At 69.1% G+C, this 25,166-nt stretch carries 24 protein-coding genes; 7 read left to right on the forward strand and 17 right to left on the reverse strand.

Annotated features, from left to right (window positions below; genetic code table 11):
- Nucleotides 1-13 precede the first annotated feature (13 nt).
- The 6 genes from dcd (at nt 14) to RUR49_RS05885 (ending at nt 5,000) form a co-directional block, all read left to right on the forward strand.
- On the forward strand, nt 14-565 hold the full coding sequence (dcd, locus tag RUR49_RS05860; RefSeq protein WP_409145436.1) for a dCTP deaminase: 552 nt from the start codon (nt 14-16) through the stop codon (nt 563-565).
- Between the two features lie 187 nt (nt 566-752).
- Complete coding sequence (locus tag RUR49_RS05865) at nt 753-1,388, forward strand: Uma2 family endonuclease (RefSeq protein WP_409145437.1); 636 nt, start codon at nt 753-755, stop codon at nt 1,386-1,388.
- On the forward strand, nt 1,385-2,353 hold the full coding sequence (locus RUR49_RS05870) for an ArgK/MeaB family GTPase (RefSeq protein ID WP_409145438.1): 969 nt from the start codon (nt 1,385-1,387) through the stop codon (nt 2,351-2,353). The genes RUR49_RS05865 and RUR49_RS05870 overlap by 4 nt, the downstream gene beginning before the upstream one ends.
- Nucleotides 2,346-2,747, forward strand: coding sequence for a GFA family protein (locus RUR49_RS05875; RefSeq protein ID WP_409145439.1), 402 nt, complete (start codon nt 2,346-2,348; stop codon nt 2,745-2,747). Before RUR49_RS05870 ends, RUR49_RS05875 begins: the two co-directional genes overlap by 8 nt.
- Nucleotides 2,748-2,781: 34 nt before the next feature.
- Nucleotides 2,782-3,117, forward strand: a complete 336-nt coding sequence (locus tag RUR49_RS05880) for a hypothetical protein (RefSeq protein ID WP_409145440.1) — start codon at nt 2,782-2,784, stop codon at nt 3,115-3,117.
- Between the two features lie 143 nt (nt 3,118-3,260).
- The gene (locus tag RUR49_RS05885) at nt 3,261-5,000 is read left to right on the forward strand and encodes a cell wall hydrolase (protein ID WP_409145441.1); all 1,740 of its coding nucleotides are present in this window, start codon (nt 3,261-3,263) and stop codon (nt 4,998-5,000) included.
- A 49-nt stretch (nt 5,001-5,049) separates the two neighbouring features.
- On the opposite strand, the gene RUR49_RS05890 is transcribed toward RUR49_RS05885, so the two are convergent.
- Nucleotides 5,050-6,750: an anti-phage dCTP deaminase gene (locus tag RUR49_RS05890; protein ID WP_409145442.1), complete on the reverse strand. Its 1,701-nt coding sequence runs from the start codon at nt 6,748-6,750 to the stop codon at nt 5,050-5,052.
- Nucleotides 6,751-7,489: 739 nt separating this feature from the next.
- On the opposite strand from RUR49_RS05890, the gene RUR49_RS05895 reads away from it, so the two are divergent.
- The gene (locus RUR49_RS05895; protein ID WP_409145443.1) at nt 7,490-7,828 is read left to right on the forward strand and encodes a hypothetical protein; all 339 of its coding nucleotides are present in this window, start codon (nt 7,490-7,492) and stop codon (nt 7,826-7,828) included.
- Between the two features lie 1,342 nt (nt 7,829-9,170).
- Here RUR49_RS05895 and dhaK read toward each other — a convergent pair.
- The 16 genes from dhaK to RUR49_RS05975 form a co-directional block, all read right to left on the reverse strand.
- The gene (dhaK, locus tag RUR49_RS05900) at nt 9,171-10,262 is read right to left on the reverse strand and encodes a dihydroxyacetone kinase subunit DhaK (RefSeq protein WP_409145444.1); all 1,092 of its coding nucleotides are present in this window, start codon (nt 10,260-10,262) and stop codon (nt 9,171-9,173) included.
- Between the two features lie 85 nt (nt 10,263-10,347).
- Nucleotides 10,348-10,785, reverse strand: a complete 438-nt coding sequence (locus RUR49_RS05905; protein ID WP_409145445.1) for a hypothetical protein — start codon at nt 10,783-10,785, stop codon at nt 10,348-10,350.
- Nucleotides 10,786-10,792: 7 nt separating this feature from the next.
- A complete protein-coding gene (gene ptsP, locus RUR49_RS05910; RefSeq protein WP_409145446.1) occupies nt 10,793-12,445 on the reverse strand; it encodes a phosphoenolpyruvate--protein phosphotransferase in 1,653 nt (550 codons plus the stop codon).
- Nucleotides 12,442-12,750, reverse strand: coding sequence for an HPr family phosphocarrier protein (locus RUR49_RS05915; protein WP_409145447.1), 309 nt, complete (start codon nt 12,748-12,750; stop codon nt 12,442-12,444). The genes ptsP and RUR49_RS05915 overlap by 4 nt, the downstream gene beginning before the upstream one ends.
- A 39-nt stretch (nt 12,751-12,789) precedes the next feature.
- Entirely contained in the window at nt 12,790-13,182 is a 393-nt protein-coding gene (dhaM, locus tag RUR49_RS05920) for a dihydroxyacetone kinase phosphoryl donor subunit DhaM (RefSeq protein WP_409145448.1), read from the reverse strand.
- Nucleotides 13,179-13,820, reverse strand: a complete 642-nt coding sequence (dhaL, locus tag RUR49_RS05925; RefSeq protein WP_409145449.1) for a dihydroxyacetone kinase subunit DhaL — start codon at nt 13,818-13,820, stop codon at nt 13,179-13,181. The genes dhaM and dhaL overlap by 4 nt, the downstream gene beginning before the upstream one ends.
- A gap of 33 nt (nt 13,821-13,853) precedes the next feature.
- Nucleotides 13,854-14,867 (reverse strand): ABC transporter ATP-binding protein, encoded by a 1,014-nt coding sequence (locus tag RUR49_RS05930; protein WP_409145450.1) that lies wholly within the window; start codon nt 14,865-14,867, stop codon nt 13,854-13,856.
- Nucleotides 14,860-15,960, reverse strand: coding sequence for an ABC transporter ATP-binding protein (locus RUR49_RS05935; protein WP_409145451.1), 1,101 nt, complete (start codon nt 15,958-15,960; stop codon nt 14,860-14,862). Before RUR49_RS05935 ends, RUR49_RS05930 begins: the two co-directional genes overlap by 8 nt.
- Nucleotides 15,961-15,971: 11 nt before the next feature.
- Nucleotides 15,972-16,202 carry a hypothetical protein gene (locus tag RUR49_RS05940; RefSeq protein WP_409145452.1) on the reverse strand — a complete coding sequence of 77 codons (231 nt, stop codon included), beginning with the start codon at nt 16,200-16,202 and terminating at the stop codon, nt 15,972-15,974.
- Nucleotides 16,199-17,152, reverse strand: coding sequence for a carbohydrate ABC transporter permease (locus RUR49_RS05945; protein ID WP_409145453.1), 954 nt, complete (start codon nt 17,150-17,152; stop codon nt 16,199-16,201). Before RUR49_RS05945 ends, RUR49_RS05940 begins: the two co-directional genes overlap by 4 nt.
- A gap of 75 nt (nt 17,153-17,227) precedes the next feature.
- Nucleotides 17,228-18,190 carry a carbohydrate ABC transporter permease gene (locus RUR49_RS05950; protein WP_409145454.1) on the reverse strand — a complete coding sequence of 321 codons (963 nt, stop codon included), beginning with the start codon at nt 18,188-18,190 and terminating at the stop codon, nt 17,228-17,230.
- Between the two features lie 164 nt (nt 18,191-18,354).
- A complete protein-coding gene (locus RUR49_RS05955) occupies nt 18,355-19,677 on the reverse strand; it encodes an ABC transporter substrate-binding protein (protein WP_409145455.1) in 1,323 nt (440 codons plus the stop codon).
- Nucleotides 19,678-19,891: 214 nt separating this feature from the next.
- Nucleotides 19,892-21,064: a Gfo/Idh/MocA family protein gene (locus RUR49_RS05960; protein WP_409145456.1), complete on the reverse strand. Its 1,173-nt coding sequence runs from the start codon at nt 21,062-21,064 to the stop codon at nt 19,892-19,894.
- Nucleotides 21,065-21,086: 22 nt separating this feature from the next.
- The gene (locus RUR49_RS05965; RefSeq protein ID WP_409145457.1) at nt 21,087-22,142 is read right to left on the reverse strand and encodes a sugar phosphate isomerase/epimerase family protein; all 1,056 of its coding nucleotides are present in this window, start codon (nt 22,140-22,142) and stop codon (nt 21,087-21,089) included.
- 276 nt (nt 22,143-22,418) lie between these two features.
- The gene (gene xylA, locus RUR49_RS05970; protein WP_409145458.1) at nt 22,419-23,744 is read right to left on the reverse strand and encodes a xylose isomerase; all 1,326 of its coding nucleotides are present in this window, start codon (nt 23,742-23,744) and stop codon (nt 22,419-22,421) included.
- 136 nt (nt 23,745-23,880) lie between these two features.
- Nucleotides 23,881-24,909: a LacI family DNA-binding transcriptional regulator gene (locus tag RUR49_RS05975; protein WP_409145459.1), complete on the reverse strand. Its 1,029-nt coding sequence runs from the start codon at nt 24,907-24,909 to the stop codon at nt 23,881-23,883.
- Between the last annotated feature and the right edge of the window lie 257 nt (nt 24,910-25,166).

Raw genomic sequence — 25,166 nt, forward strand, 5'->3', positions numbered from 1 at the left:
CGCGAGCCCCTGCATGATCCTCACCGACCGCGAGATCCGCCACTCGATCGACACCGGCTCGATCTCGATCTCGCCGATGCCGGGTGACGAGGCCTTCGCGCCGACGACGGTGGACCTGACGCTGCACGGCCGCCTCAAGGTGTTCCGCCCCGCCGCCCCCGACGACGATGCGCCTCTCGACCCCGCCGGCCCCGGCTACGTCTTTGCCGAAGTGGTCGAGAAGATCGCGGAGGACGTCGAGATCGGCGACCAGGGCTTCGTGCTGGCGCCGCAGCAACTGGTGCTCGCCTGGACGCGCGAGCGCGTGCTGATCCTGCCGAGCGGCCGCGTCGTCGGCCGCCTCGAGGGCAAGAGCGCGCTGGCCCGCCTCGGGATGGCCGTGCACGTCACCGCGCCGACCATCCACGCCGGCTCCTCCGGCCAGATCCAGCTCGAGATCGTCAATCACGGCCCGCGGCCGATCCTGATGCGCGCCGGCATGCGCGTCTGCCAGATCATGTTCGAGCAGACGCTGGGCGTCCCCGAGAAGGGCTACGGGGGGCAATTCCGCGGCCAGCGGGCGTGAGGGGAGGGAGCGCAGTCGGTGTGACGTCACCGGCGGGCGCCGACCGGCGGCGCCGTCGGCCGGCATCGCCTGCCACTGCCGCCCGGCGCCGATTGCCCGTCTGTCCTTGGCAACCGCCGTTTGGCCGCCCCGCCGCTTTTGTCGTATCCTGCCCGCCTCGGCCAAGCCCGCACCCCGAGGAGCGGCGATGAACGCCCCCGCGCTGAAGATCGAGCCCATCACCATCGACGCCTTCCTGGCGCTCCTCGACCGCTGCCCGGAGACGGAGCGGTGGGAACTGGTCGACGGCATGATCGTGCGAATGATGGCCGGCGGGACGGGCCGGCACGCCGCGATCTGGGTGAATTTCGCTTCCGCGCTGCGGGCGGCGGCGCGCAGACGCGGCTGCTGGGCGCTCCCTGACATGCTGCTTCGCCATTCGGAGGTCGACGACACCACCGTTGCGCCCGACGTGCTGGTGCGTTGCGGCCCTGAAAGTAAGAACTCCGAGCGTGTGATCGACGACCCGCTCGTCGTCGTCGAGGTGCTCTCCCCCTCGACGATGGCCTACGACCGGGCCACCAAGTTCACGTTCTACCAGTCGATCCCGTCCATCGCGCACATCGTTCTCGCCTACCAGGACGAGAGGCGGGTGGAGGTCTGGACACGCGGGCCGGCGAACGATGACGGCACCGCCGACTGGTCCTACACCGCGCTGACCCATCCCGCCGACGTCGTCGCCCTGCCGGCGCTCGACTTCGCCATGACGGTGGCCGACGTCTATGACGGCGTCACGCTGCCGGAGCCCGGCACTCCCGCCGCGACCGGAGCCGCCGCCGCGTGAACGCCGGCCCGTCGCCCGCCGAGCGCCTCGCTGCCGTCCGCGCCGGCGGCAAGCCGGCACTCGCCCGCGCGCTCGCCGCCATCGAGACCGACGGCGACGGCGCCGCACTCGCCGCCCTCCTCGACGCCGCCGCGGCGGCTCCCGGCGGCCACGTCATCGGCCTCACCGGCCCGCCCGGCGTCGGCAAGTCGACGCTGACGGCGGCGCTGCTGAAATCCTTCCGCGCGGCCGGCGAGAGCGTCGGCGTCATCGCCGTCGACCCGTCCTCGCGGCTCACCGGCGGTGCGCTGCTGGGTGACCGCACCCGCATCCGCACCGACCCCGCCGACGACGGCGTCTTCATCCGCTCGATGGCCGCCCGCGACCGCCTCGGCGGCCTCTCCGACCACGCGGTGGCGGCGATCGTGCTGATGCGCGCCGTGCGCGACCGCGTCGTGGTGGAGACCGTCGGCGTCGGCCAGTCGGAGGGCGATGTCGCCGCCGTCGCCGACACCGTCGTGCTGTGCATCCAGCCGGGTTCCGGCGACAGCCTGCAGTTCATGAAGGCCGGCGTCATGGAGCTTCCCGACATCGTCGTCGTCACCAAGGCCGACATGGGCGCCCCCGTCCGCCGCGCCCGCGCCGACGTCGAGGGGGCACTGTCGCTCGGCCACACCAGCGGCCCGCCGCCCGCCGTTGTCCTCGTCTCCGCGGCCACCGGCGAGGGCCTCGACGACCTCGCCGCTGCCATCGCCGCCCACCGCGGCCACGCCGCCGAAAACCCCGGCGCCGGCCGCCGCGCCGGCCAGCCACGCCAGTGGCTCGCCGACGCCGTCCGCACCCGCTTCGGCACCCGCGGCCTGGCCGAAACTGACCTCGGCGCCGCGCTCGCCGCCGGCGGCCCGTTCGCGGCGATCCGCGCCGTCAGTCTCGAGCTTGCCGCCCGCCTCGCCCGCGGCCCGGCCGGGGAAGGGACGCGTGACTGACGAGACCCACACCGGCGGCTGCCACTGCGGCCGCGTCCGCTTCACCGCCCGCGGCGCGCCGCTCTCCACCGGCTGGTGCCACTGCACCATCTGCCGGCGCACCACCGGCGCCCCGGCGCTCGCCTGGGTCACCTTCCCGCGCGCCGCCGTGGAGATCACCGGCGAGCCCGCCCTCTACCGCTCGAGCCCCGCCGGCGAGCGCGTCTTCTGCCCCGTCTGCGGCGCCCAGATCGCCTATCGCGGCGATGCTTCGCCCACCATCGACCTCAACGTCGGCGTCTTCGACCACCCCGAGCGCCATCCGCCGGCCGCCCACGGCTTCCACGCCGACCGCATCCCCTGGTTCGACGCCGGCGAGGGCCTGCCGACGGTCGAGAACGGGGACTCGCCTTGACGCCATCAATGTTGAAGATCCGGATATCCCTTGAATGAGAGTGGTGATCGCCCGTGACACCGGCCTGTCCGGCGAGGAATTCGCCGACCTCGTCTTCCGCTGGGGCACCCGCGGCAAGTACGAACGCCGCGAGAGCCTGCACATGCCGAGCCTCGAATACTTCCGCGCAGATTTCTTCGGCTTCAGCGCCCATGTCTGCTACGTCGACATGACGGACGCTGCCTGCACGGATTATTATTTCTTCGTTTGGGGACCCGGGGGCAATAGCGAGGCGATCGAAGACGTCATGATGTCCAAGGCCCTGGATTTCCTGCGAAAAGGCGGCTATCGCGCCGACTGGGACACCCTGGGCGGCGAGAGCGTGCAGTAGCCGCAGCGACCCTCCGCCCGGTCACGCCGCCGCATCCCCTTCGCCGGTTAACCCTCCTTCAACGCTGTTCAGCACATTCTCCGCGGAGTGTTCGCCGGGTGACAGGTCCCCCCGGCCCGGGTCGCGTCGGGAGTGGCGTAAGCATGAAGCCGGTCTCAGAGCCCCTGACGAAGCCGCCGGCCGCCGCCGGCCAGGCGACACGGCGCGCCGCGCTCGCCGCCGCCGACAGCGACGCCGCCTCCGATCGCCCCGCCCGCCTCTTGCCGCCGCGGCCCGCCAGCGCCGCCGCGCCGAAGCTCCGCGTCGCCGACTCCGGCGGGACCGATTTCGCCCTCACCGCCGCCGAACACGCCGCCGCGCGCCTCGCCGCCTCCGCCGCGCTCGGCCCCGCGGTCGCTCACCCGAATGCCGCGGCCCCCGCCGCCTCCACCACGCCCCGGCCCCGGCCTCCCCAGCCGCGCCAGGCCGACCGCCAGCCGACCGAACCGGTCGCCCTCGTCGCCACGGCCGCCGAGCCCCCCGCGTCCCGCCCGCCCGCCCCCGCCCAGTCGGCCACGCCCGCCGCCGCCGCTGACGCGACCGCCGCCGACCCCGCCGCCCGCGACCGTCTCGCCGCAGCCCCCGCCCGCCCCGAGCTCACCGGCTCTGCCCAGCACTGGATGCGGCTCGCCCCGCGCCGCCGGCGCCGCCGCAGCGCCGCTGCGATCGCCGCCGGCGCCGGCCGCCTCGCCCGCGCCACCGCCGTGCGCGCGGCAGCGCTGGCCGCGTGCGCCGTCCTCCTCGCCGAGCCGGTGGCCCAGCAGGACATCGCCGCGATCCTCTCGGCCGATGCCGCCGCGTCGCCGCGCTGGATGGCGCGCCTCGTCGGCACCGCCGGCGGCAGCGAGGCCGCCCCCAGCTTCACCTTCGCCGGCGCTCCCGAGCGCGGCGAGGCCGCCACCGTCGCCCTCACCAGCGGCGCCGGCACCGTGACGCTCGCCGGCTTCCAGCCGGCGCCGCGCGAGGACCTGCCGGCGCTGCGCTTCGACCGCTCCGCCAAGGGCGGCCGCCAGATCACGGTCGCCGCCTCCACCGGCGAGATGCCGCTCGCCGCCGGCACGCTGATGGCGACCGCGAGCGTCGTCGACGACGACATGGCCCAGGCGGCGCTGCGCGTCGCCTTCGTCAAGCTGCCGCCGGTCTCCTCGCTGCGCGAGCGCGCCCTCATCGCCCGCCACGACGGCACGCCGGGCGACAACGACCCCGCCACCGTCCGCGCCCGCCTGCAGTTCGCGCAGGCCGCCGCCGCCACCAGCGCCTCGATGGTCTCGGCCTATGCGCAGGAGGGCGACTTCGACATCGAGGCGCCGTTCCGCGCCCTGTTCGCCGATCCGGCCGTCGCTACCGGCCTCGGCGAGGAGGAGGTGACGCCGGAGGAGCTCGCCGTCGACCCGCACGCCTGGGTGGGCAAGCCGCTGCCGGCGAGCGTGCTCCTCAACAGCGAGCAGCGCTGCCTCGCCGAGGCGATCTATTTCGAGGCGCGCGGCGAGAGCTACAACGGCCAGGTCGGCGTCTCGCAGGTCGTTCTCAACCGCGTCCGCAATCCGGCCTACCCGAACACCATCTGCGGCGTCGTCTACCAGAACCGCAAGATGCGCAACGCCTGCCAGTTCTCGTTCGCCTGCGACCTCGTCCCGGACCGCGTCGTCGACGACCGCCACTGGCGCCAGGCCCAGGAAATCGCCCGCGAGACCACCGCCGGCCGCCTGAAGATCCCCGAGATCGAAGCCTCCACCCACTACCACGCCACCTACGTGAAGCCCCGCTGGGCGAAGTCCATGCAGAAGCAGAAGCAGATCGGGCTGCACATCTTCTACAAGACGTATGGGGGTGGGTGGAGTTGAGAGGTGATAAATCCAGTTTAACTCGGTCTCATTGCTTAACAATTTCTCATCAAGGATCTAAAAGAGATTTGAATGCATCCAGAACACGATCTTCGTTAAAGTCATGCTTCTGGACATAGACCTCGAGTCGTGGGATGCGCTCATCATGCGACCAGCTTTTTATGCTCCCATTTTTGTCCTTTCTGCGCCCTTCCTCAAAAAGAGTTCGGTAGCGATACGGAGAAATACCGAGAAAAGGCGAAAATAGCACTTTGTTCTCAGCGCTTTCTTCTATAGAAATAGAGTCACTGTGTAAGGCTCTTGCGTAACTTTTTGCATATGGTTCTATGTAAACCACGCGCGCTATTCCGGATGCTACAATATGTTTTGCGCAAAGGTGACAGGGAAAAGTTGTGCAGTATAGCGTTGCTCCGGCCACCGCTCTACCGACCCTCGCGGCTTCTGTCAGCGCGTGCATCTCTGCATGAATGACGCGACCAAATTCAATAATGTCCATCAGTCGAGAGTCGCGAATTGTCAATATGTCATCTGAATCTAGAGCATCTGCTAATATTTGGTCTAGATCTTTATTGCCCAATCGAGCGTCATTTAATAGGTTTTCGTGCTTTAGTCTTGAAATTAAGTCATGAAGAACTCTTCGTTTTTCGCGTTCATTCGGATCGTAGCCCATTTGAAAATCGCGTTTGTCGTTGGTATCGCCATCGCCATAAATCCCTCCTTTAGCCTTCGGGACCTCATTACAGCCTAGTGAGACAATGGAGCCATCGCTTCCAATAATAGCAGCTCCGACCTGGCGAGACAGATCGAGGGATCGTAGGGAAGCAGCTTTGGCAAGATACATTCCATATTCGTCTTCTGCGGGAGAAGTTCCTTTAAATCCAAAGAAAACCTTAAAAAATCTCTTTATTGCTTCATCGGAATTTGATGAGACAAAGACCTCACCTTTCGGAAATGTATCAAGTATATTCTGTCCGAATTTTGTTTCGACATATCTTTTTGAAGATTCATCAGGTTTACTTTGCGGGCGTTCAGGGGGATTTGTTTCTTTTAAATCGCGATTGATAAGTCTAGTTATACTTTGGTCAAGGACGTCTTCGTTGTAGGATCCCGGTCCCTTCTGAATAGTTTTGCTCTTAAGGTACTCAACCTGACCGTCGTGGGTTGTATGAATCGCGACGAGGATAAACTGATCCCCATAGACATTTCGAAGTAAATCAACTTCTTCCGGGCGTTTAAGTTGTCTTATAATATATACTACACCCTCAAGTGGTGGTACTTGAGTAACACCCGTCGCATCATCAAGGGCATTCTGCAGCCTGTATCGGGCAAGTCGTTCTCTTCTTATTGCTGAAATAGCAAGAATTGCAAGCATCTCTGGCGTTTTTGTCTTTATTCTTACTTCATTCGCGTAGTCTATTAAATCATTGTAGCGTTGTATGTAGTCGTCATCTGATATGTCTATGCTAGTCTGAATTATCTGCATTTCATCGGTTAGCTTGATGGTTACCGGATCATAGCCATAAAGCCGCATTTCATTTTGTATATACTTATTGGCCTGCTCGATGTTTACGCCGATTGGGCCAGTTAGGCCAATGACGAGTTCCGGACGTCGGACTGCAACAAGGTGCGACACCATATCTTCCCCCTGAGCGGCAACCTTGCGTTCGTGAAACGTTAGGTGATTGGCTCGCACGGTAGCTTGGATTGTAAGGTGGTAACGAATCAAGAGGGCAAAACTAGCCCGCTGCACGCTTTGGGTGTGGCCAAACGCGGAGGGGAGAATCCAGTGGCAGCGATCAAGAGCGAATGGATAAGGGGTACGAGTTGGTTTGCTCAGGACATCGCAGCAGCTTCTGCAGCCGTGAGGACCTGGGCTCCGGGCCGGCTAACTGGTGCTACCGGTGTCATGGCCGGTGACCAAGACTCAAGCGGTCGCTCAGGCACGACATTTCCTGCGAAAAATAGAGATGCAACTTCGAACGACCAGACGCGCGGTTAGCTAGTCGGCTCTACCTGAGATAACCGTTCGTTGCGCTTTACGCTGTCACTCGACGGCGCCTTGCGGCGTGAACTCTCCCCTGGCTCCCGAACGGGCGTTTGGGTTCGCCTCGCTGGTCCGGGATGACGACGGTGGCGTCGCGCGCCTCCTCCCCCCTCGTGGGGGAGGTGGCCGGCGCAGCCGGCCGGAGGGGGCCGCCGCGCACGAGCGCGGCGGTACGGCGCCTGAATTTGCGGAACCGTCGCCCGCCGACGGCTGCGCCGCCGGCGGCCCTCCCCGGACCGCTCGCGCGGTCCGACCCTCCCACAGGGGGAGGGTGGGTGCCTGCTTCGACAGTGGTGCCGTTCGGCATCAACGACCAAGGCCCCCGGTGACCGCTGCCGACCCCACGCCCGGCGCTACGGTCCCCGACCCCGCCGTGAAACCCGTCCCGATCCGTGGCATGCTCGCACCACCCGGACGCGCAAGCGCCCCACAGGCGGCCTCGCCCATGCCGATACGCCTCGTCGCCGCTTCCCTCGCAGCCCTGCTCCTCGTCCCCAATGGGGCCGGGGCGGCGGAGGTGTTCCGCTGCGAGCTGCCCTCGCTCGTCGGCGGCGAGGCGCAGGCGTCTGTGTTCGACCTCGCCGACGGGGTGGTGCGGCGGCGCGGCGGGTCGGCCTATGAGGTGCTGGCGGACGACGGCGACACGGTGTTCGCGGTCGCCGCCGACTTCGCGCCGGACGTCGCCGTCCTCGTGCTGGTGCGCTCCACCGGCCTGCTGAAGATCATGGCCGTCACCGACGACCGCGTGCAGGACCCCGTCTATTTCGGCACCTGCGAGCGCTGAGACGCCGGGGCGCGTCCCTCCCGGTGCGTCACCCCGCACAAGCGAGCCAAAGGCGAGCGCCGATCCGGGCTTGGCGCCACGGCGGGCTTTGCGCCTCCTCCCCCCTCGCGGGGGAGGGTAGGGAGGGGGGGAGCCGCGGGGTGTGCCGTCGAAGGCGGGCGGAGCGTCGACGCCCGGGCGGTTGCGTGGTCGTTGTCGGATCGTCGGCCGCGGTGCCCGTGTCCCCCCCTCCGACCGGCTTCGCCGGCCACCTCCCCCGCGAGGGGGGAGGGTTCGCGTTGAAACGCGGGGCGCAGGCGTCCCGCCACCTGCTGCAACCGCTGTCCGCCCACTGCCGCCGTCCACCGCCCACTGCCCACTGCCCACCACGCCCGACCAACCCACGATAGGAATAAAACCCTTGACACGGATACCATCCCCATCCACACTGCTGTCGTCCACTCGGAGGGGCGCAGCCGGGGGCGTACCGGTGCCCGCGGGGTGGACGGCGGTGACCCGCGGCTGGAGAAGACGCGCAAACTCCTTCCCCGGGGGGATCGTGGGTAAAGCCTCCCGCCGCCACCACGAGCGGCGTCCCGGGCCTCCGCGAGGGCGGCGGCAGTGCTGGTCCCTCGGGGCCAGCGCCAGGGAGTAGCGCCTGCGGCGACCTAGGCGAGGAAAGCGCGCCGGCCCGCAGACCGCCAGGGGGAGCACCGGGACCCAGGCAACACCGCAGATACGGGGCGCCGACAGGCGCGGGTGCCGCAAGGCACCCTGCGGCGGGCAACCGCCGCCACCACTACGGATTGCGCCTTTCGGCGCCCCGTCCCCTCCACTGGAGGGGGAAACCACGGCCAAAACCCCGGCGGGAGACCGCGCGGGGGTGGCGGTGTTTCGTCCCCTCCGAGGTCATTCCCGGCAGGTCCCGGGAACCCATGCGACGGAGCCGCCGAGAAGGCACTCCGGGAGACGTGTCTGGGCGGGTAGCCATGGCGAGTTGCCGGAGCGCAGTGCCTGAGGGGAGGGAGGGCTTTGCTGCAGCATCGCTGCAGCAGGTGACCCATCGCCGGACAGCACGTCGTTCCCGCGCATTCAACGATGCCGCCACCCGCCCCTCGAGGGGGCGGGTCGACGCGCGGAGCGCGGCGGGGCGGGGTGACGGCGGGCGGGAGCCCGCGCACTACCCTCGCCTCGGCCACCGTTGCTGTCGTTCCCGCCGCCTCCCGGCGGCGCCACCCCGCCCCGGCGACCTGCGGTCGCCGACCCTCCCCCTCAAGGGGAGGATGGCTGTCCTACCGCCGACCTACCACTGCCTACTGCCTACTGCCCACGGCCCGCGGCCCACTGCCGACGGTCTCCCCCCTCACACCCCCCAGCGCAGCCCCGCCGTCTTCACCGGGGCGTCCCACAGCCGCGTCGTCTCGGCATCGAGCCGCGTCACCGTCAGCGAGCAGCCGGCCATCTCGAGCGAGGTGACGTAGTTGCCGACGAGCGAGCGGACGACGCGGAAGCCGCGCGCCTCCAGCCGCGGCCGGGCGGCGTGGTACATCAGGTAGAGCTCCATCAGCGGCGTGCCGCCGAAGCCGTTGACGAGCAGCAGCACCTCGTCGCCGCCGTCCGTCGCCGGACCGCTGGTGGCGGGCGCGGCCTCGGCCGCCGCCGTCGCCGCCACTTGCGCCTCCCCCGCGCCGCCGCCGGCGCCGGCGCTTTCCGCGAAGTCGCCGGTGATCGCCGCGATCATCTCCTCAGTGATCTCGTCGGCCGTCATCGTCTTGACGCGTCGCCGGCCGGGCTCGCCGTGGATGCCGACGCCCATCTCCATCTCGTCGTCGGCGAGCGTGAAGGTCGGCGTGCCCGCCGCCGGCACGATGCAGCTCGACAGCGCCACGCCCATCGAGCGGGTGGCGGCGTTGACGCGGGTGCCGAGGGCGGCGAGGTCGGCGAGCGCCATGCCCTCCTCCGCCGCGGCGCCGACGATCTTTTCCACCACCATCGTGCCGGCGACGCCGCGCCGGCCGATCGACCAGGTCGACTTCTCCACCGCCACGTCGTCGTCGGTGATGACGGTGGCGGTTCCGCCGGCGACGATGTCGGCGGCCATTTCCGAGGCCATCTCGAAGTTCATCTTGTCGCCCTCGTAGTTCTTCACCACGAAGAGCACGCCGGCGCCCTGGTCGACGGCCTGGGCTGCGGCGATCATCTGGTCCGGCGTCGGCGAGGTGAACACCTGGCCGGGGCAGGCGGCGTCGAGCATGCCGAGGCCGACGAAGCCCGCATGCAGAGGCTCGTGGCCGGAGCCGCCGCCGGAGATGATCGCGACCTTGCCGGGCGTCGGCGTGGCGCGGCGCACGAAGGCGCCGTTCTCGCCCAGCGTGACGATGTCGGCGTGGGCGGCGGCAAAGCCCGCGAGGCTCTCCGTCAGAACGTCGGCCGGGCTGTTGATGAGTTTCTTCATCGTGGGGCTCCCTCCGTCTTGTCGTGTCGCGCTTGGCTGTCGGATCGCGCTTCGGGTCTCTGTCGGTGGCCCGTTCGCCGGCGCCTCAGGCGGGCGGCTCGGCGAGGCGGGCGAGGCGGGTGACGAGGTCCTGCACCAGCCGGTCGAACTCGCGGTTCTTCGCCTCGTGGCCGAGGTCCGGCACGCGCAGGGCGAGCGGTCGCGTCCGCGCCGCGGGCCCGTCGCTCGCCGACGCGGCGCGGCGCGGGTGGGCGCTGGCATATGCCGCCAGGAACGAGGCGCGCTCGGTCGGTGAGAAGTGGCAGATGTCGAGGATGGCATCGATGTGGCCGGGCGGGATCGGCGTCGGATAGGCGGGGTTGGCGATCTGGCTGACGAAGGAGCGGTTCTTGCCGAGCGCCTCTGCGAGGCGCTTGCGCATGCCCGACGGCCGGCGGTCGAGGGCGTCGCGCAGGATCGTCTTGTAGGCCGCAATCGCCGCCGGCGTCTGGCGGGGCGGGCGCAGGGCGGGCGCGGCGCTCATCGCCGTCTCATCCCCGCGCCGCGGCAGCGACAGAGAGACCGGCGATCGTCTGCTTGACCCGGCCGACCGCCGACGGCGCCATCGACAGCGAGCGCAGGCCGGCGGACAGCAGCAGCGGCACCAGCCGCGGGTCGCCACCGGCGTCGCCGCAGAGCGACACGGGCACGCCGCGCGCGTCGGCCGCGGCCACCGTCATGGCGATCAGGCGCAGCACCGCCGGCTCGGCGGTGTCGGCGAGCTCGGCGACCGACGGCTCGTCGCGGCCGGCAGCGAGGGTGTACTGGGTGAGGTCGTTCGAGCCGATCGAGACGAAGTCGGTGTCGAAGGCGTCGAGGGCCAGCGCCGCGGCGGGAACCTCGACCATCATGCCGATCGGCGGCACGCGGAACGGTGCGCCGCGCGCCGACAGCGCTTGCGCCGCCTCCGCCACGGCGGCGCGCACGCGCACCATCTCGGCCGGCACCGACACCATCGGGATCATCACCTTGAGGTCGCCGTCGGTGGCAGCGGCGAGCAATGCCCGCAGCTGCACCGCGAACACCTCCGGCCGGGCGAGCGACAGGCGAACGCCGCGAAGGCCGAGGAAGGGGTTCATCTCGCCGTCCAGCGTATAGCCGGGGATCGGCTTGTCGCCGCCGGCGTCGAGGGTCCGGATCGTCACCGGCCGACCGTCTGCCCAGGCGAGGATGCGGCGGTAGACGGCCGTCTGCTCCGCCTCGTCCGGCAACCCGTCGCGGGCGTGGAAGAGCAGCTCGGTGCGCACCAGCCCGATGCCGTCGCAGATCGCCGGATCGAGGCGGTCGAGCTCGGCCGGATCGGCGACGTTGATGTGGACGGCGATGGCGACGCCGTCGGCGCTCACCGCGGCGCCCGTGGCGGCAGCGGCGGCGTGGGCGGCGGCCGCTTCAGACGCACGGCGGCGGGCGGCGAAGGCGGCGGTGGCGGCGGCGTCGGGCGACAGCACCAGCGTGCCGGCCTCGCCGTCGAGCAGGGCAGGAGCGCCGGCGAGCGCGGCTGCGGCGCCGAGCGATCCGAGGCCGGTCACCATCGGCACGCCGCGGGCGCGCGCCAGCATGGCGACGTGGCTGGTGGCGCTGCCGGCGGACAGCGCGATGCCGCGACCGCTCCAGTCGGCGGACAGGAAGCGTGACGGCGCGAGGTCGGCGGCGAACAGCACCGCGCCCTCGGGCAGGGTCAGTCCGGCCTGCGCCTCGCCGGACAGCGCGGTGGCGACGCGCTCGGCGAGGTCGCGCAGGTCGGCGGCGCGGGCGCGGAAATAGTCGTCCTCGGTCGCCTCGTAGTCGGCGATGAGCACGCCGATCGCGTCGGTCCAGGCGCGCTCGGCCGGCGTGCCGCCGGCGATCGCATCGAGCGCCGGGCCGGACAGGGCGTCGTCCTCGATCAGCGCGATCTGGAATTCGAGGATGTCGGCGGCATCGCCCGAGGCCTCGGCCGCCAACGTGGCGAGGTCGGCCGCGGCGGTCGCAAGCGCCGCCTGCAGCGCCGCCCGCTCCTCGGCCGGCGTGCCGGCGCGGCGACGGCCGCCGGTGCGCTCGGCCTGGACGACGAGCGGTCCCGCGGCGAAGCCCGGCGATGCCGGCCGGCCGCTCAGGATCACCGGGCGCGCGGGCGCCGGCGCGGCGGGGGCGGCGGCGCTCACCGCGCCGCGCTCTCCGAGGGCTGCTCGGGGAAGTCGCTCTGGACAAGGTCGATCAGCGCCGCCACCGCCGCCTCGGCGTCCGGGCCCTCGGCGCGGAAGTGCAGCACCGTGTGCTTCGGCGCCTTCGCCGCCATCACCTTGACGATCGACTTCGCGTCGATCCACGGCCCGCCCTCGGCGGCGGCGAGCTCGATCTTGGAGGAAAAGCCCTTGGCGAGCTTGGTCAGCTTCACCGACGGCCGCGCGTGCAGGCCGACCTCGTGGGTCAGCAGCACCGATCCGTTCACAGGCGCCCCGTCAGTCATGGTCCCGTCACCCGTTTGTCGTGCCGTGGAGCGGTGCGCTCACGCCGGCGAAAGCTCCTCGGCGGTGCGGCGCACCTCGTCCAGCGTGGCGCCGCCCCACGCTTCGGTCGCCGCCATCACGGCGCCCTCGACGATCGGGGCGTTGCAGACGACGACGCGGCCCTGCCGGTCCTCCGGCAGCATCTCGATCGCCATCTCGCTGTTGGTCTCAGCGCCGCCGAGGTCGACGAGGATGGCGACGCCCTTCTCCGACCAGGCGCGATCGATCGCGGCCAGGATCGTCTCGACGCTGGTGCCGAGGCCGCCGCCGGGGTCGCCGCCGGTGAAGGCGAGCGGCACCTCGTTGCCGACCATCTGGCGCACCATGTCGGCGGCGCCCTTGGCGACGTCGGGCGAGTGCGAGACGATGACGATGCCCACCTTGTCGTTCATGCCGCCGCTCCGCTGCCGCCGCCGGCGATGCCCGCCAGGGCTGAAATCAGGATTTCGCTCGACCGCGCACCGGGGTCCATGTGGCCGATCGACCGGTCGCCGAGGAAGGAGGCGCGGCCGCGGATGGCCTTCAGCGGCACCGTGGCGGCGGCCGCCTCGTGGGCGCAGGCGGTGATCGCCGCTGCGTCGGCGCCGTCTGCGAGCGCCGCCTGCACCGGTGCCAGCACGTCGAGCAGCGTCTTCTGGCCGACCTCCGACTTGCCGCGCGCCTTCACGGCGACGATCGCGGCCTCCAGCGCCGCGGCGAGCGCGGCGCGGCTCGGCACGGCGTCGGGGGCGAGTTCCGCGAGGCTCTTGCCGAGCTGCAGGAACAGCGTGCCGTAGAGCGGGCCGGAGGCGCCGCCGACCTTCATCACCATCGTCGTGCCGATCTGCTTCAGGCCCTCCGGCAGGGGCTTTGCGGCGATGGCGTCGAGATCGGCGAGCACGGCCTCGAAGCCGCGCTTCATGTTGAGGCCGTGGTCGCCGTCGCCGATCGCCTGGTCGAGGGCGGTGAGCTCGTCGGCGCGGGCGATGACGGCGGCGGCTACCGTCTCGATCAGGGCCCGGCGGCCGGCGGCATCGAGGGTTGTGGTCATGCGGGTCTCCCGGCGGTCGTCATGCTTTGCCTCTCACGCCGCGATACGCCGGCCGTCGGGGCCGAAGAACAGCGCGCCGTGGACGTCGAGGTCGACGGGGTCGCCGACATCGAGGGCGACGTCGGAGTCCGTCAGCGTCACGAGGTGGTGGCCGGCGACGTCGACGTGCAGGTGGTTCTGGTCGCCGAGGTGCTCGATGCGCGCGACGGTCCCGATCCCGCCGCCGCTAACGCGGCGGATGTCGAGGTGCTCGGTTCGGGCGCCGATGGTCGCCGTGCCCGGCGGCGTCGCCACCTGCGGCAGCACGGACGGCGGCACCAGGTTGATCGCCGGCTGGCCGAGGCGGGTGGCGACATAGACGGTCGCCGGGTTCTCGTAGATCTCGCGCGGCGTGCCGACCTGCACGAGCCGGCCTTCCTCCATGACGCCGACGCGCGAGGCCATCGTCATCGCCTCGATCTGGTCGTGGGTGACGTAGAGGATGGTGACGCCGAGCTCCACCTGGATGCGCTTCAGCTCGAGGCGCAGTTCGCCACGCAGCTTCGCGTCCAGCGAGGAGAGCGGCTCGTCCATCAGGTAGATCGACGGGCGCCGCACCAGAGCGCGGCCGATGGCGACGCGCTGCATCTCGCCGCCGGAAAGCCGCGTCGCGCGGTTCTCGAGCTTGTGGGCGATGCGCAGCATTGTCGCGATCCGCGTCACCGTCGCCTTGATCTGGTCCTCGGGCACCCGCCGTGTCGGCGAGCGCAGCGGGAAGGCGAGGTTCTCGTAGACCGACAGGTGCGGGTAGAGCGAATACTGCTGGAAGACGAAGGCGACGTCGCGCTCGGCCGGCGGCAGGCCGGTGACGTCGCGGCCGCCGATGGAGATGCGGCCGTGGTCAGGCTTCTCGAGGCCGGCGACGAGGCGCAGCGTCGTCGTCTTGCCGGCGCCGGTCGGGCCGAGCAGCACGACGAACTCGCCGTCCGCCACCGTCAGCGACAGGTCCTCGACCGCCTGGATGGTGCCGAAGGCCTTCGAGACGAGATCGATGCGTACCTCAGCCATGCGCAGCGGCTCCCTCATAGAGCGCCGTGCGCACGGCGCGGCCGTCCTGCTTGTCGAACACCGACAGCCGCGCGCTGTTGAAGGCGAGGCCGAGCTGCTCGCCGGCCGCCACCGGCACGGTCGCCGGCACGCGCGCCTTCACGGTGCCGCCGGCGGTGCGCACAGTGACGATCTGGGTGGTGCCGAGATATTCGGCGCCGAACACCTCGCCGCGCACGCCGCCGTCACTGACGAAGCGGATGTGCTCCGGCCGGACCCCGAGGACGAGGTCGGCCTCGGGCCGCGCCTCACGGGCGGCGGGCACGGGAACCTCGACGCCGTCCACCGTCACCGCCTGCTGGCCGGGGGCCAGCGCGCCGCGGAAGCCGAGGAAGTTCATCGAGGGCGAGCCGATGAAGTCGGCGACGAACATCGTCGCCGGGTGGTCGTAGATCTCCTGCGGGGTGGCGAACTGCTCGATGACGCCATGGTTCATCACGGCGATCTTGTCGGCCATCGCCATCGCCTCGAGCTGGTCGTGGGTGACGTAGACGGTGGTCGCCTTCAGCCGGTCGTGCAGGCTGCGGAGCTCGTGGCACATCAGCGTGCGGAACTCGCTGTCGAGCGCGCCGAGCGGCTCGTCCATCAGGAAGCACATCGGCTCGCGCACGATGGCGCGGCCGAGGGCGACGCGCTGGCGGTCGCCGCCGGACAGCCCCGACACCGACTTGTCCAGCAGCGGCGTGATCCTGAGGATGCGCGCCGTCTCCTCAACCCGCCGCTTGATCTCGGCCGCCGGCGTGCCGACGCATTTCAGCGGGAAGCCGATGTTCTTGCGCACGCTCATGTGCGGGTAGAGGGCGAACAGCTGGAAGACGAAGGCGATGTCGCGGTCGGCGGCGCGCTTGAAGGTGACGTCCTCGCCGCCGAGCAGGATTTGGCCGGAGGTCGGCAGCTCCAGCCCGGCAATCATCCGGAGCGTCGTCGTCTTGCCGCAGCCCGACGGGCCGAGCATGACGAAGAACTCGCCGTCGTGGACGGTGAAGCTCGAGTCCTTCACGGCGGTGAAAGTCCCGAAGCTCTTGTGCAGGTGCTCGACGCGGATCTCGGCCATCTACGCCACCCTCACGCCGGGAACTTCGAGACGATCATGAACATCACCGTGCCCGTCAGGATGGTGGCGAACGACCAGCCGTAGAGCCACAGCGACAGCGGCTGCATCAGCATGACGACGCCGATGCCGATGACGGCGATCGCGATGTTCTCCATGATCCCGCGCCGGGCGAAGCGCGGCCAGCGCGAGGGGGCGGCGGCGGTGCGGCCGCGCCGGGCGGGGGCGTCGGTCTCGCCGCTCATTTGCGCACCGCTCCGAAGGTGATGCCGCGCAGGAGGTGCTTGCGGAGCAGCACGGTGAACACGACGATCGGGATGAGGAAGAGCGTCGTGCCGGCGGCCACGGCTGGCCAGTCCATTCCGCCCTCGCCGATGATGATCGGGATGAACGGCGGCGCCGTCTGCGCCTCGCCGGAGGTGAGCAGCACCGCAAAGGCATACTCGTTCCAGGCGAAGATCAGGCAGAAGATCGCGGTCGCGGCGATGCCGGTCGCCGCCTGCGGCAGCACTACCTTGCGGAAGGCCTGCAGCCGCGTGTAGCCGTCGATCATCGCCGCCTCCTCGTATTCGCGCGGGATCTCGTCGATGAAGCCCTTCAGGAGCCACACGGCGAGCGAGACGTTGACGGCGGTGTAGAGGATGATCATCCCGAGCCGCGTGTCGGACAGGCCGAGCTCGCGGTACATCAGGTAGATCGGGATGGCGACGGCGATCGGCGGCATCATCCGCGTCGACAGGATGAAGAACATCAGGTCGTCGGCGAGCGGGATCTTGAACCGCGAGAACGCGTAGGCGGCCAGCGTGCCGAGGAAGACGGCGAGGAACGTCGAGCCGAAGCCGATGATCAGCGAGTTCATGAAGCGGGCGCCGAACTTCGACGGCCCGACGATCACCATGTTCTGCTTGCGGACGAGCTCGTCGTACCAGGTCTCCGGCGCCGGCAGGCTCGCCATGTATTCGGGCGTCTGGCGCGAGCGGGTGGTGAACAGGTTGACGTAGCCCTGCAGCGACGGGTCGGCGAACACCTTCGGCGGATAGGCGATGGCGTCCGACTGCGACTTGAAGCCGGTGGCGAAGATCCACAGGAGCGGCAGCATCGTGATGACCGCATAGAGGATCACGATCGCCCCGGAAATGCGCCGCGACACCGTCGACGGCGCCACGACGGAATGGGCTTGGGTCAGACCGGACATTCGCTCGCCTCCTTCCGCGCGGCGCGATGGGGGGAGGGTTTGCGTTGCGTGCGGGAAGATTGATCGCCATGCCCATCACCGGTTCTTCACCGCGTTCAGCGCCTTCACGTAGATGTTGGCGGCGCCGAAGATCGTCACGAACAGGATGATGGCGAAGGCGGAGGAGTAGCCGGTGCGCCACTTCTCGAACGCCTCGCGCTTGAGCGTGATGGAGGCGAGCTCGGTGGTCGAGCCCGGTCCGCCGGAGGTGAGCAGCGCCACCATGTCGAACATCTTGAAGTTCTCGATGGCGCGGAACAGCACCGCCAGCATCAGGAACGGCAGCACCATCGGCAGCGTGATCGACCAGAAGGTCCGCCACGACGAGGCGCGGTCGACCTCGGCCGCCTCGTAGATGTAGTCCGGCACCGAGCGCAGGCCCGCGAGGCAGATCAGCATCACGTAGGGCGTCCACATCCACGCATCGACGATGACGATCGCCCACGGCGCCAGCGCCACCGAGCCGACCATGTCGAAGGAGGAGGGCGGGATGCCGGTGAAGAACGAGACGACGTAGTTGAACGGCCCGATCTGCGTCTGGAACAAAAGCTTCCAGAAGGTGCCGACGACGGCCGGCGACAGCATCATCGGCAGCAGGATGACGGTCGTCCAGAACGAGTGGCCGCGGAACTGCCGGTTGATGAGAAGGGCGAGGCCGAAGCCGAGCAGCACTTCCAGCACGATCGTCCAGACGACGAAGTGCGCGGTCGCCTGCATGCGCTCCCAGATGTCGGGGTCCGACAGCACGCGCGAATAGTTGCGCACGCCGACCCAGGCGACGGTCGCGTTCAACTTGTTCGCCGCATAGTTGGTGAACGACAGATAGACCGCCCAGATCAGCGGGAAGATGTTGATCGCCAGCAGAAGGACGATGGTCGGGCCGATGAACAGCCAGGCGATGGTGCGGTCGGAGAAGCCGCTCACCTTGCGGGCAAGGCCGTCCGGCGTCGCGGCGGCGACCCGTTCAGCGACGGTCCTGTGGTCTGGGATGTCGGTCATCGGGCCCGTTTCGCGACTGGCGGTTTTCGGGCGCCGTCCCGGCGCGGGGCGGCGAGGGGAGCGCGGGCGCGAGGCGCGCGCTCCCGGTTCGGCGTGGTGTCACTCCGAGAGCCGACCCCCGGCCCGGCGAACCGGGCCGGAGGCGGCTCAGGGCTGGACCCGTGTCAGAGCTTGCCTTCGTCCTCAAAGATCTCGGTCCAGTCGCCGACCAGAAGATCGAGGGCTTCCTTCGCCGTGCCCTTGTTGGCGACGACGTAGTCGTGCACGCGCTCCTGCATGGCGAGCAGCAGCTGCGCATAGGCGGGCTCCTGCCAGAAGTCCTTCACCTGGCCCATGGCGACCAGGAAGTCGGCCGCGAACGGCGCGGTGTCGGCGAAGCCCGGCGCTTCCAGCACCGACTTCGCGCAGGAATAGCCGCCGAGCGACCACCACTTCGCCTGCACGTCGTTCTGCGCGAACCACTTGATGTACTGCAGTGCGGCGTCCTGCTTGTCGGAATAGGCCACCACGGAGATGCCCTGGCCGCCGAGCGTCGAGCCCTTGACGATCTCCTCGGGGTTGACGAAGAAGCCGATCTTGTCGCCGCCGACGTTCTCGTTCTTGTAGAGGCCGGGGAAGAAGGCGAACCAGTTCATCATCATGGCCACCTGGCCGGACGTGAACGCGTCGAGGTTCTCCTGCATGTAGGCGTTGGTGTAGCCCGGCGGCGTGCAGCAATCGTACATCGCCTTGTAGGCCTCGAGACCCTTCACGGCGTCGGGGCTGTTGACGTAGCCCTCCATGTCGTAGGGCTTCTCGGGGTTCTCGTACTTGAAGTCGTAGGGATAGAGGGCGTTGGTGACGCCCATGGTGATGCCTTCCGAGCCGCGCTCGGTGAAGATCGCCGCGCCGTAGACGGTCTTGCCGTCGATCTCGCGCTTCTGGAAGAATTCGGCGACCTGCTTCAGCTCGTCCCAGGTCTTCGGCGGGGCGAGGTCGCGGCCGTATTTCTCCTTGAACTCGGCCTGCAGCTCGGGCCGTGCGAACCAGTCCTTGCGGTAGGTCCAGCCCAGCGCGTCGCCCATCGCCGGCAGCGCCCAGTAGTTGTCGGAGCCCTTCGGCCAGGTCGAGTAGGCGTAGACCGTCGCCGGCAGGAAGCTGTCCATGCTGATGCCTTCTTTGGCGAAGAAGTCGTTCAGCTTGACGTAGTGTCCGTTCTCGGCGGCGCCGCCGATCCACTGGCTGTCACCGATGACGAGGTCGCAGAGCTTGCCCTTGGAGTTGAGCTCGTTCTGCATGCGGTCGGTGTAGTTCGGCCACGGGATGAACTCGAACTTCATGTCGATGCCGCTCTGGGCGGTGAAGTCCTTCGAGAGCTCGACCAATGCGTTCGCCGGGTCCCAGGCCGCCCAGCAGAGCGTCAGGGTTTCGGCCTGCGCGCCGGTGGCGCCGACGAGCGGCGCCCCGACGACGACCGCGGCGGCCGTCGACAACAATACTTTCCTCATTGCCTTGTCTCCTCCCCAAGCGCCCGCGTGTGCGCCGGCCGGCATGTCCGGCGCGTCGCCACCGTCGCCGCGTGTCGCGGCGCCGTCGATCTGGGCTCGTTCGACCGAAAACTGCGTTCCCTCGGGCGCCCTCGTGTCGGGGCGTCCCTTGTTTAGTGCTTCGGAATACTAAGCATCAAACACTAAACTGCGCAACAGCGCTTTTCGGGGTCGCTCACACCTTTTCCCAGCTGCCACCGGCGGCGCTGGAGCGCACCGCCGCCTCGATGAAGGCGACGCCGGCGACGCCGTCGTCGACGGACGGGAAGGTCACTGCCGGATCGAGCGGTTCACCCGTGCGGGCGGCGCGGATCGCCCGCGCCGCCTCGGTGTAGATGGTCGCGAAGCCCTCGAGGTAGCCTTCCGGATGGCCGGACGGGATGCGCGTCACGCGGGCGCCAGCGGCGTTCACCGCGCCGGTGCCGCGGGTGAGCTTCACCGTCGGCTGGCCGAGCGGCGACCACCACAGATCGTTCGGCTGCTCCTGCTCCCAGTTCAGTCCGCCCTTCTCGCCATAGACGCGCAGCTTGAGCGCGTTCTCGTTGCCGGGCGCGACCTGGCTCGCCCACAGCATCCCCTTGGCGCCGTCCTTGAAGCGCAGCAGCAGGTTGGCGTTGTCGTCGAGCCGGCGACCGTCGACGAAGGTCGACAGGTCGGCGCTCAGGCTGTCCAGCGTCAGGCCGGTGACGAAGCAGGCGAGGTTGTAGGCGTGCGTGCCGATGTCGCCGATGCAGCCGCCGGCGCCCGAGCGCGCCGGGTCGACGCGCCACGCCGCCTGCTTCTGTCCGGAGTCCTCGAGCTTCGTCGAGAGCCAGCCCTGCACATATTCCACCTGCACGACGCGGATTTTGCCGAGCTCGCCCGCCTCGATCATCGCGCGGGCGTGCCGGATCATCGGGTAGCCGGTGTAGTTGTGGGTGACGGCGAACACCTTGCCGGTGCGCTTCACCACCTCGGCCAGCGCCTTGGCGTCTTCCAGTGTCGTCGTCAGCGGCTTGTCGCAGATGACGTGGAAGCCGGCCTCGAGCGCCGCCTTCGCCGGGGCGAAGTGCATGTGGTTCGGCGTCACGATGGCGATCGCCTCGGCGCGGTCGGCGCGCTTGCCCTCGCCGGCGATGAGCTCCTCCCAGCTGCCATAGGCGCGCTCAGTCGGGATGCCGAGTGCAAGGGCGGAATCCTTCGCCCGCTGCGGCTCGGATGACATCGCGCCGGCGACGAGGGTGAACTCGTCGTCCATGCGGGCGGCGAGGCGGTGCACCGCCCCGATGAAGGCACCCTGGCCGCCGCCGACCATGGCGTAGCGGATGCGGTCCGGGCCCTTCGCTTCGTCGCGTCCGGTGATCGACATCTTCGTTCCTCCCCGGTGCGGCTCAGGCGATGCCGAGCATGCGCTTGTTGGCGGCGTCGTCGGTGCCGGCACCGGCGAAGTCGTCGAAGGCCTTCTCGGTGACGCGGATGATGTGGCTGTCGATGAACATCGCGCCCTCCCGCGCCCCGTCTTCCGGGTGCTTCAGGCAGCACTCCCACTCGAGCACCGCCCAACCGTCGAAGCCGTACTTGGTGAGCTTGGAGAAGATGCCGCCGAAATCGACCTGGCCGTCGCCGAGCGAGCGGAAGCGGCCGGCGCGGTCGGCCCACGAGGCGAAGCCCGAATAGACGCCCTGGCGGCCGGTCGGGTTCAGCTCCGCGTCCTTGACGTGGAACATCTTGATGCGCTCGTGATAGATGTCGATGAAGGCGAGATAGTCGAGCGCCTGCAGCGCGAAGTGCGAGGGATCGTAGAGGATGTTGCAGCGCGGGTGGTTGTTGACGCGCTCGAGGAACATCTCGAAGGTCGTGCCATCGAAGAGGTCCTCGCCGGGGTGGATCTCATAAGCGACGTCGACGCCGGCGGCGTCGAAGGCATTCAGGATCGGCGTCCAGCGGCGGGCTAGCTCGTCGAAGGCGGTCTCGACGAGGCCGGCCGGGCGCTGCGGCCACGGATAGACGAACGGCCAGGCGAGCGCGCCGGAGAAGGTCGCGTGCGCCGTCAGGCCGAGGTTCTGCGAGGCCTTGGCGGCGTGCATCAACTGCTCGACCGCCCACGCCTGCCGCGCCTTCGGATTGCCGCGCACTTCCGGTGCCGCGAAGCCGTCGAAGGCCTCGTCATAAGCCGGATGGACGGCGACGAGCTGGCCCTGCAGGTGGGTGGAGAGCTCGGTGATGACGATGTCGTGCTCGGCCGCGATGCCCTTCACCTCGTCGCAATAGGTCTTCGACTCGGCCGCCTTCTTCAGGTCGAACAGGCGCGCGTCCCAGCTCGGGATCTGGATGCCCTCGTAGCCGAGCTCGGCCGCCCAGGCGGCGATGGAACTGAGCGAATTGAACGGTGCCGCATCGCCCGCGAACTGCGCGAGGAAGATCGCCGGCCCTTTGATCGTCTTCATGCGTGTCCTCCCGGGACGTTGTTGGTGGTGAGTGTGGGTGACGTTGTTGTTGTTGATGAGACGGTTGTTGCTGTTGCCCTGAAGGGACGCAGCGGACTGCGACGCGTCCTCCCCCTGCCAGGGGGGAGGACAGCCGCGCCGCAGGCGCGGCAGGTGGGGGCCCGTCAATCCAAACGCGAACCTGAGTTTGGATTCACAGGCCCCACCCTGGCCGCTGCGCGGCCTGTCCCTCCCCCTGGCAGGGGAGGGACAACCGCCGCCGCCGGACGCCTCCCCTCAGAGATACGAGTTCAGCAACCCCTCCAGATATTCCTGCCGGCCCGACTTCGGCTGCGGGTCGAGGCCGGCCTTGTGGACGCGGGCGGCGATGTCCTCGAGCGACCGCTCGCCGGCGAGCATCGCCTTGCCCTCGGCGCCGTCCCAGCCCGCATAGCGGTCGGCGACGTGGCCGGAAAGCGTGCCGTCGGTGATGATCTTCTCAGCCGCCAGCAGCGCCCGCGCGCAGGCGTCGATTGAGCCGACGTGGGCGTGGATGAGGTCGTCCGGGTCGATCGACTGGCGGCGGATCTTGGCGTCGAAGTTGAGCCCGCCGGTGGTGAAGCCGCCGGCCTTGAGGATCTCGACGCACATCATCGTCAGCTCGGTCACGTCCATGGCGAACTGGTCGGTGTCCCAGCCGAGGAGGTTGTCGCCGCGGTTGATGTCGATCGAGCCGAAGATGCCGAGCGCCGAGGCCATGGCGATCTCGTGCTCGAAGGAATGGCCGGCGAGGATCGCGTGGTTCTGCTCGATGTTGACCTTGACCTCCTTGTCGAGGCCGGCGCGGCAGAGCAGGCCGTACACGGTGCCGACGTCGAAGTCGTACTGGTGCTTGGTCGGCTCCTTCGGCTTCGGCTCGATGAGGATGGTGCCGGTGAAGCCGATCTTGTGCTTGTACTCGACGACGAGGTTGAGGAAGCGGCCGACCTGGTCGAGCTCGCGCTTGAGGTCCGTGTTGAGCAGCGTCTCGTAGCCCTCGCGGCCGCCCCACAGCACGTAGTTCTCGCCACCGAGCTCCTTCGTCACGTCCATCGCCGTCTTCACCTGCGCGGCGGCGTAGGCGAACACGTCGGGGTCCGGGTTGGAGCCGGCGCCGCCCATGAAGCGGCGGTTGGAGAACAGGTTCGCCGTGCCCCACAGCAGCTTCGGGCCACCGGCCTCGATCTTGGCGGCGAGCAGGTCCGCGATGGTGCGGACATTGCGGTCGGATTCGGCCAGCGTCGCGCCTTCCGGGGCGATGTCGCGGTCATGGAAGGTGAAGAACGGCACGCCGAGCAAACGGAACAGCTCGAAGCCCGCCTCGACCTTCTGGCGCGCGCCCTGCATGGGGTCGCCCTTGAACCACGGCCGGTCGAACGTCTCGCCGCCGAACGGGTCGGTGCCGGGCCAGCAGAAGGAGTGCCACCAGCAGACGGCGAAGCGCAGCTGGTCCTCCATGCGCTTGCCGAGCACCATCCGGTCGGGATCGTACCAGCGGTAGCCGAGGCCATTGCCGGCCTTGCCGGCGGGGCGGACGGGGTCGGCGAGCGTGAAGAAGCCGCCGGGTGTGCCGAGCGTCGTCATCGAATGGAGGCCTTTCGACGATAGGGATGGGACGGGCCGGACGCATCGCGGGCAGGCCCGCGAGCGATGTCTGAGGGGCGTACCTCAGAGACGGGCGAACGGCAAATGGGGGGGCGGCTTGGGCGCATGGCGGCGATCAGGGAACGTTGTCGCGGATGAAGATGTCGATGCGGATGCGTTCCTGCGACGTCACGATCGGGGTGCCGTCGGCGTGCGCGGTGAGCACGCGGATGGCGCTGCGCACCTCGTGGCCGGGGTCCTGGTTGATGATCGCATCGACGGTGCCGCGCACCAGTCCGCGGCGGGTGAACTGGGTGAGCTCGTGCGCCACGTAGACGATGTCTCGGCCGCGGCCGGCGGCCTCGAGTGCCGCGATGACGCCTCGGTTGCCGGCGCCGGCATTGTAGATGCCGACGAGGTCCGTCGTCTCCTCGAGGAGCTGTGCCGCCACCTCCTCGTTGCGCAGGTAGTCGTCCCGCCCCTCGCGCACCGGCAGCACCTGCAGCTGCGCGAACTCGCGGTGCATCACCTGCTCGAAGCCGTACTGGCGCTCGGCGTGGTCGCGCAGGAACAGCGAGCCGGCGATCAGCCCGACCTTGCCGCGGCGGGCGCCGACGAAGCGGCCGAGCAGCGTCGCCGCCGTCCGGCCGGCGGCGGAATTGTCGATGCCGACGTGGTGGATGCGCCGCGCGTTCGGCACGTCGGAGACGAGCGTCACCACCGGGATGCCGGCGTCGGCGAGCGCGTTCATCGCCTCGCGCACCATCGGGTGGTCGAGGGCGACGACGCCGACGCCGTCGGGTCGCGTCGTGCCGACCTCCTCCAGCGCCTCGGCGAGCTTCTCGGCGTCGAAGACGTCGACGGAGACGAGCTCGACGATCACCCGTTCGGAGACCATCCGCCCGGTCGCGTCCTGCACCTCGGCGGCGAGGTTCTGCATGAAGGTGTTGGTGCCCGACGGCAGCACGAAGACGAAACGGTAATCGCGCGAGCGCGCCAGTCTGGCGGCCAGCCGGTCCGGCTGGTAGTTGAGCCGCCGGATGGCGTTCTCGACACGGGCGACGGTCGAGGGACGGACCCCCTCGCGGCGGTTCAGCACGCGATCGACGGTGGCGGCGCTCACCGCCGCCTCGCGTGCCACGTCCTGGATCGTCACCCGTGCCACGCTGGCAAATTCCTTCCGCCGCTCGCCTCGGCGCCCTGCCGTCGCGATCGGCTGAGGAGCGAACATCAAATTTTGACGGTGGCCAATCACCAATCGACGATGCGGTGCAGCAATTGTGTGATGCGGGTGCACAGGGGGCCGGCTGCTGCGGCAGAGCCGGCCCTTGCGGCCACCGCTGAAGCACGAAATGCTGGGCGCGCGTCTTCGTTGAAAGCCTGGAGGGTATCGGGGTGCAGCAGGAATCGGCGGAGAACATC

The organism is Pseudoxanthobacter sp. M-2, assembly GCF_046156265.1.
GTDB lineage: Bacteria > Pseudomonadota > Alphaproteobacteria > Rhizobiales > Segnochrobactraceae > CAMDHY01.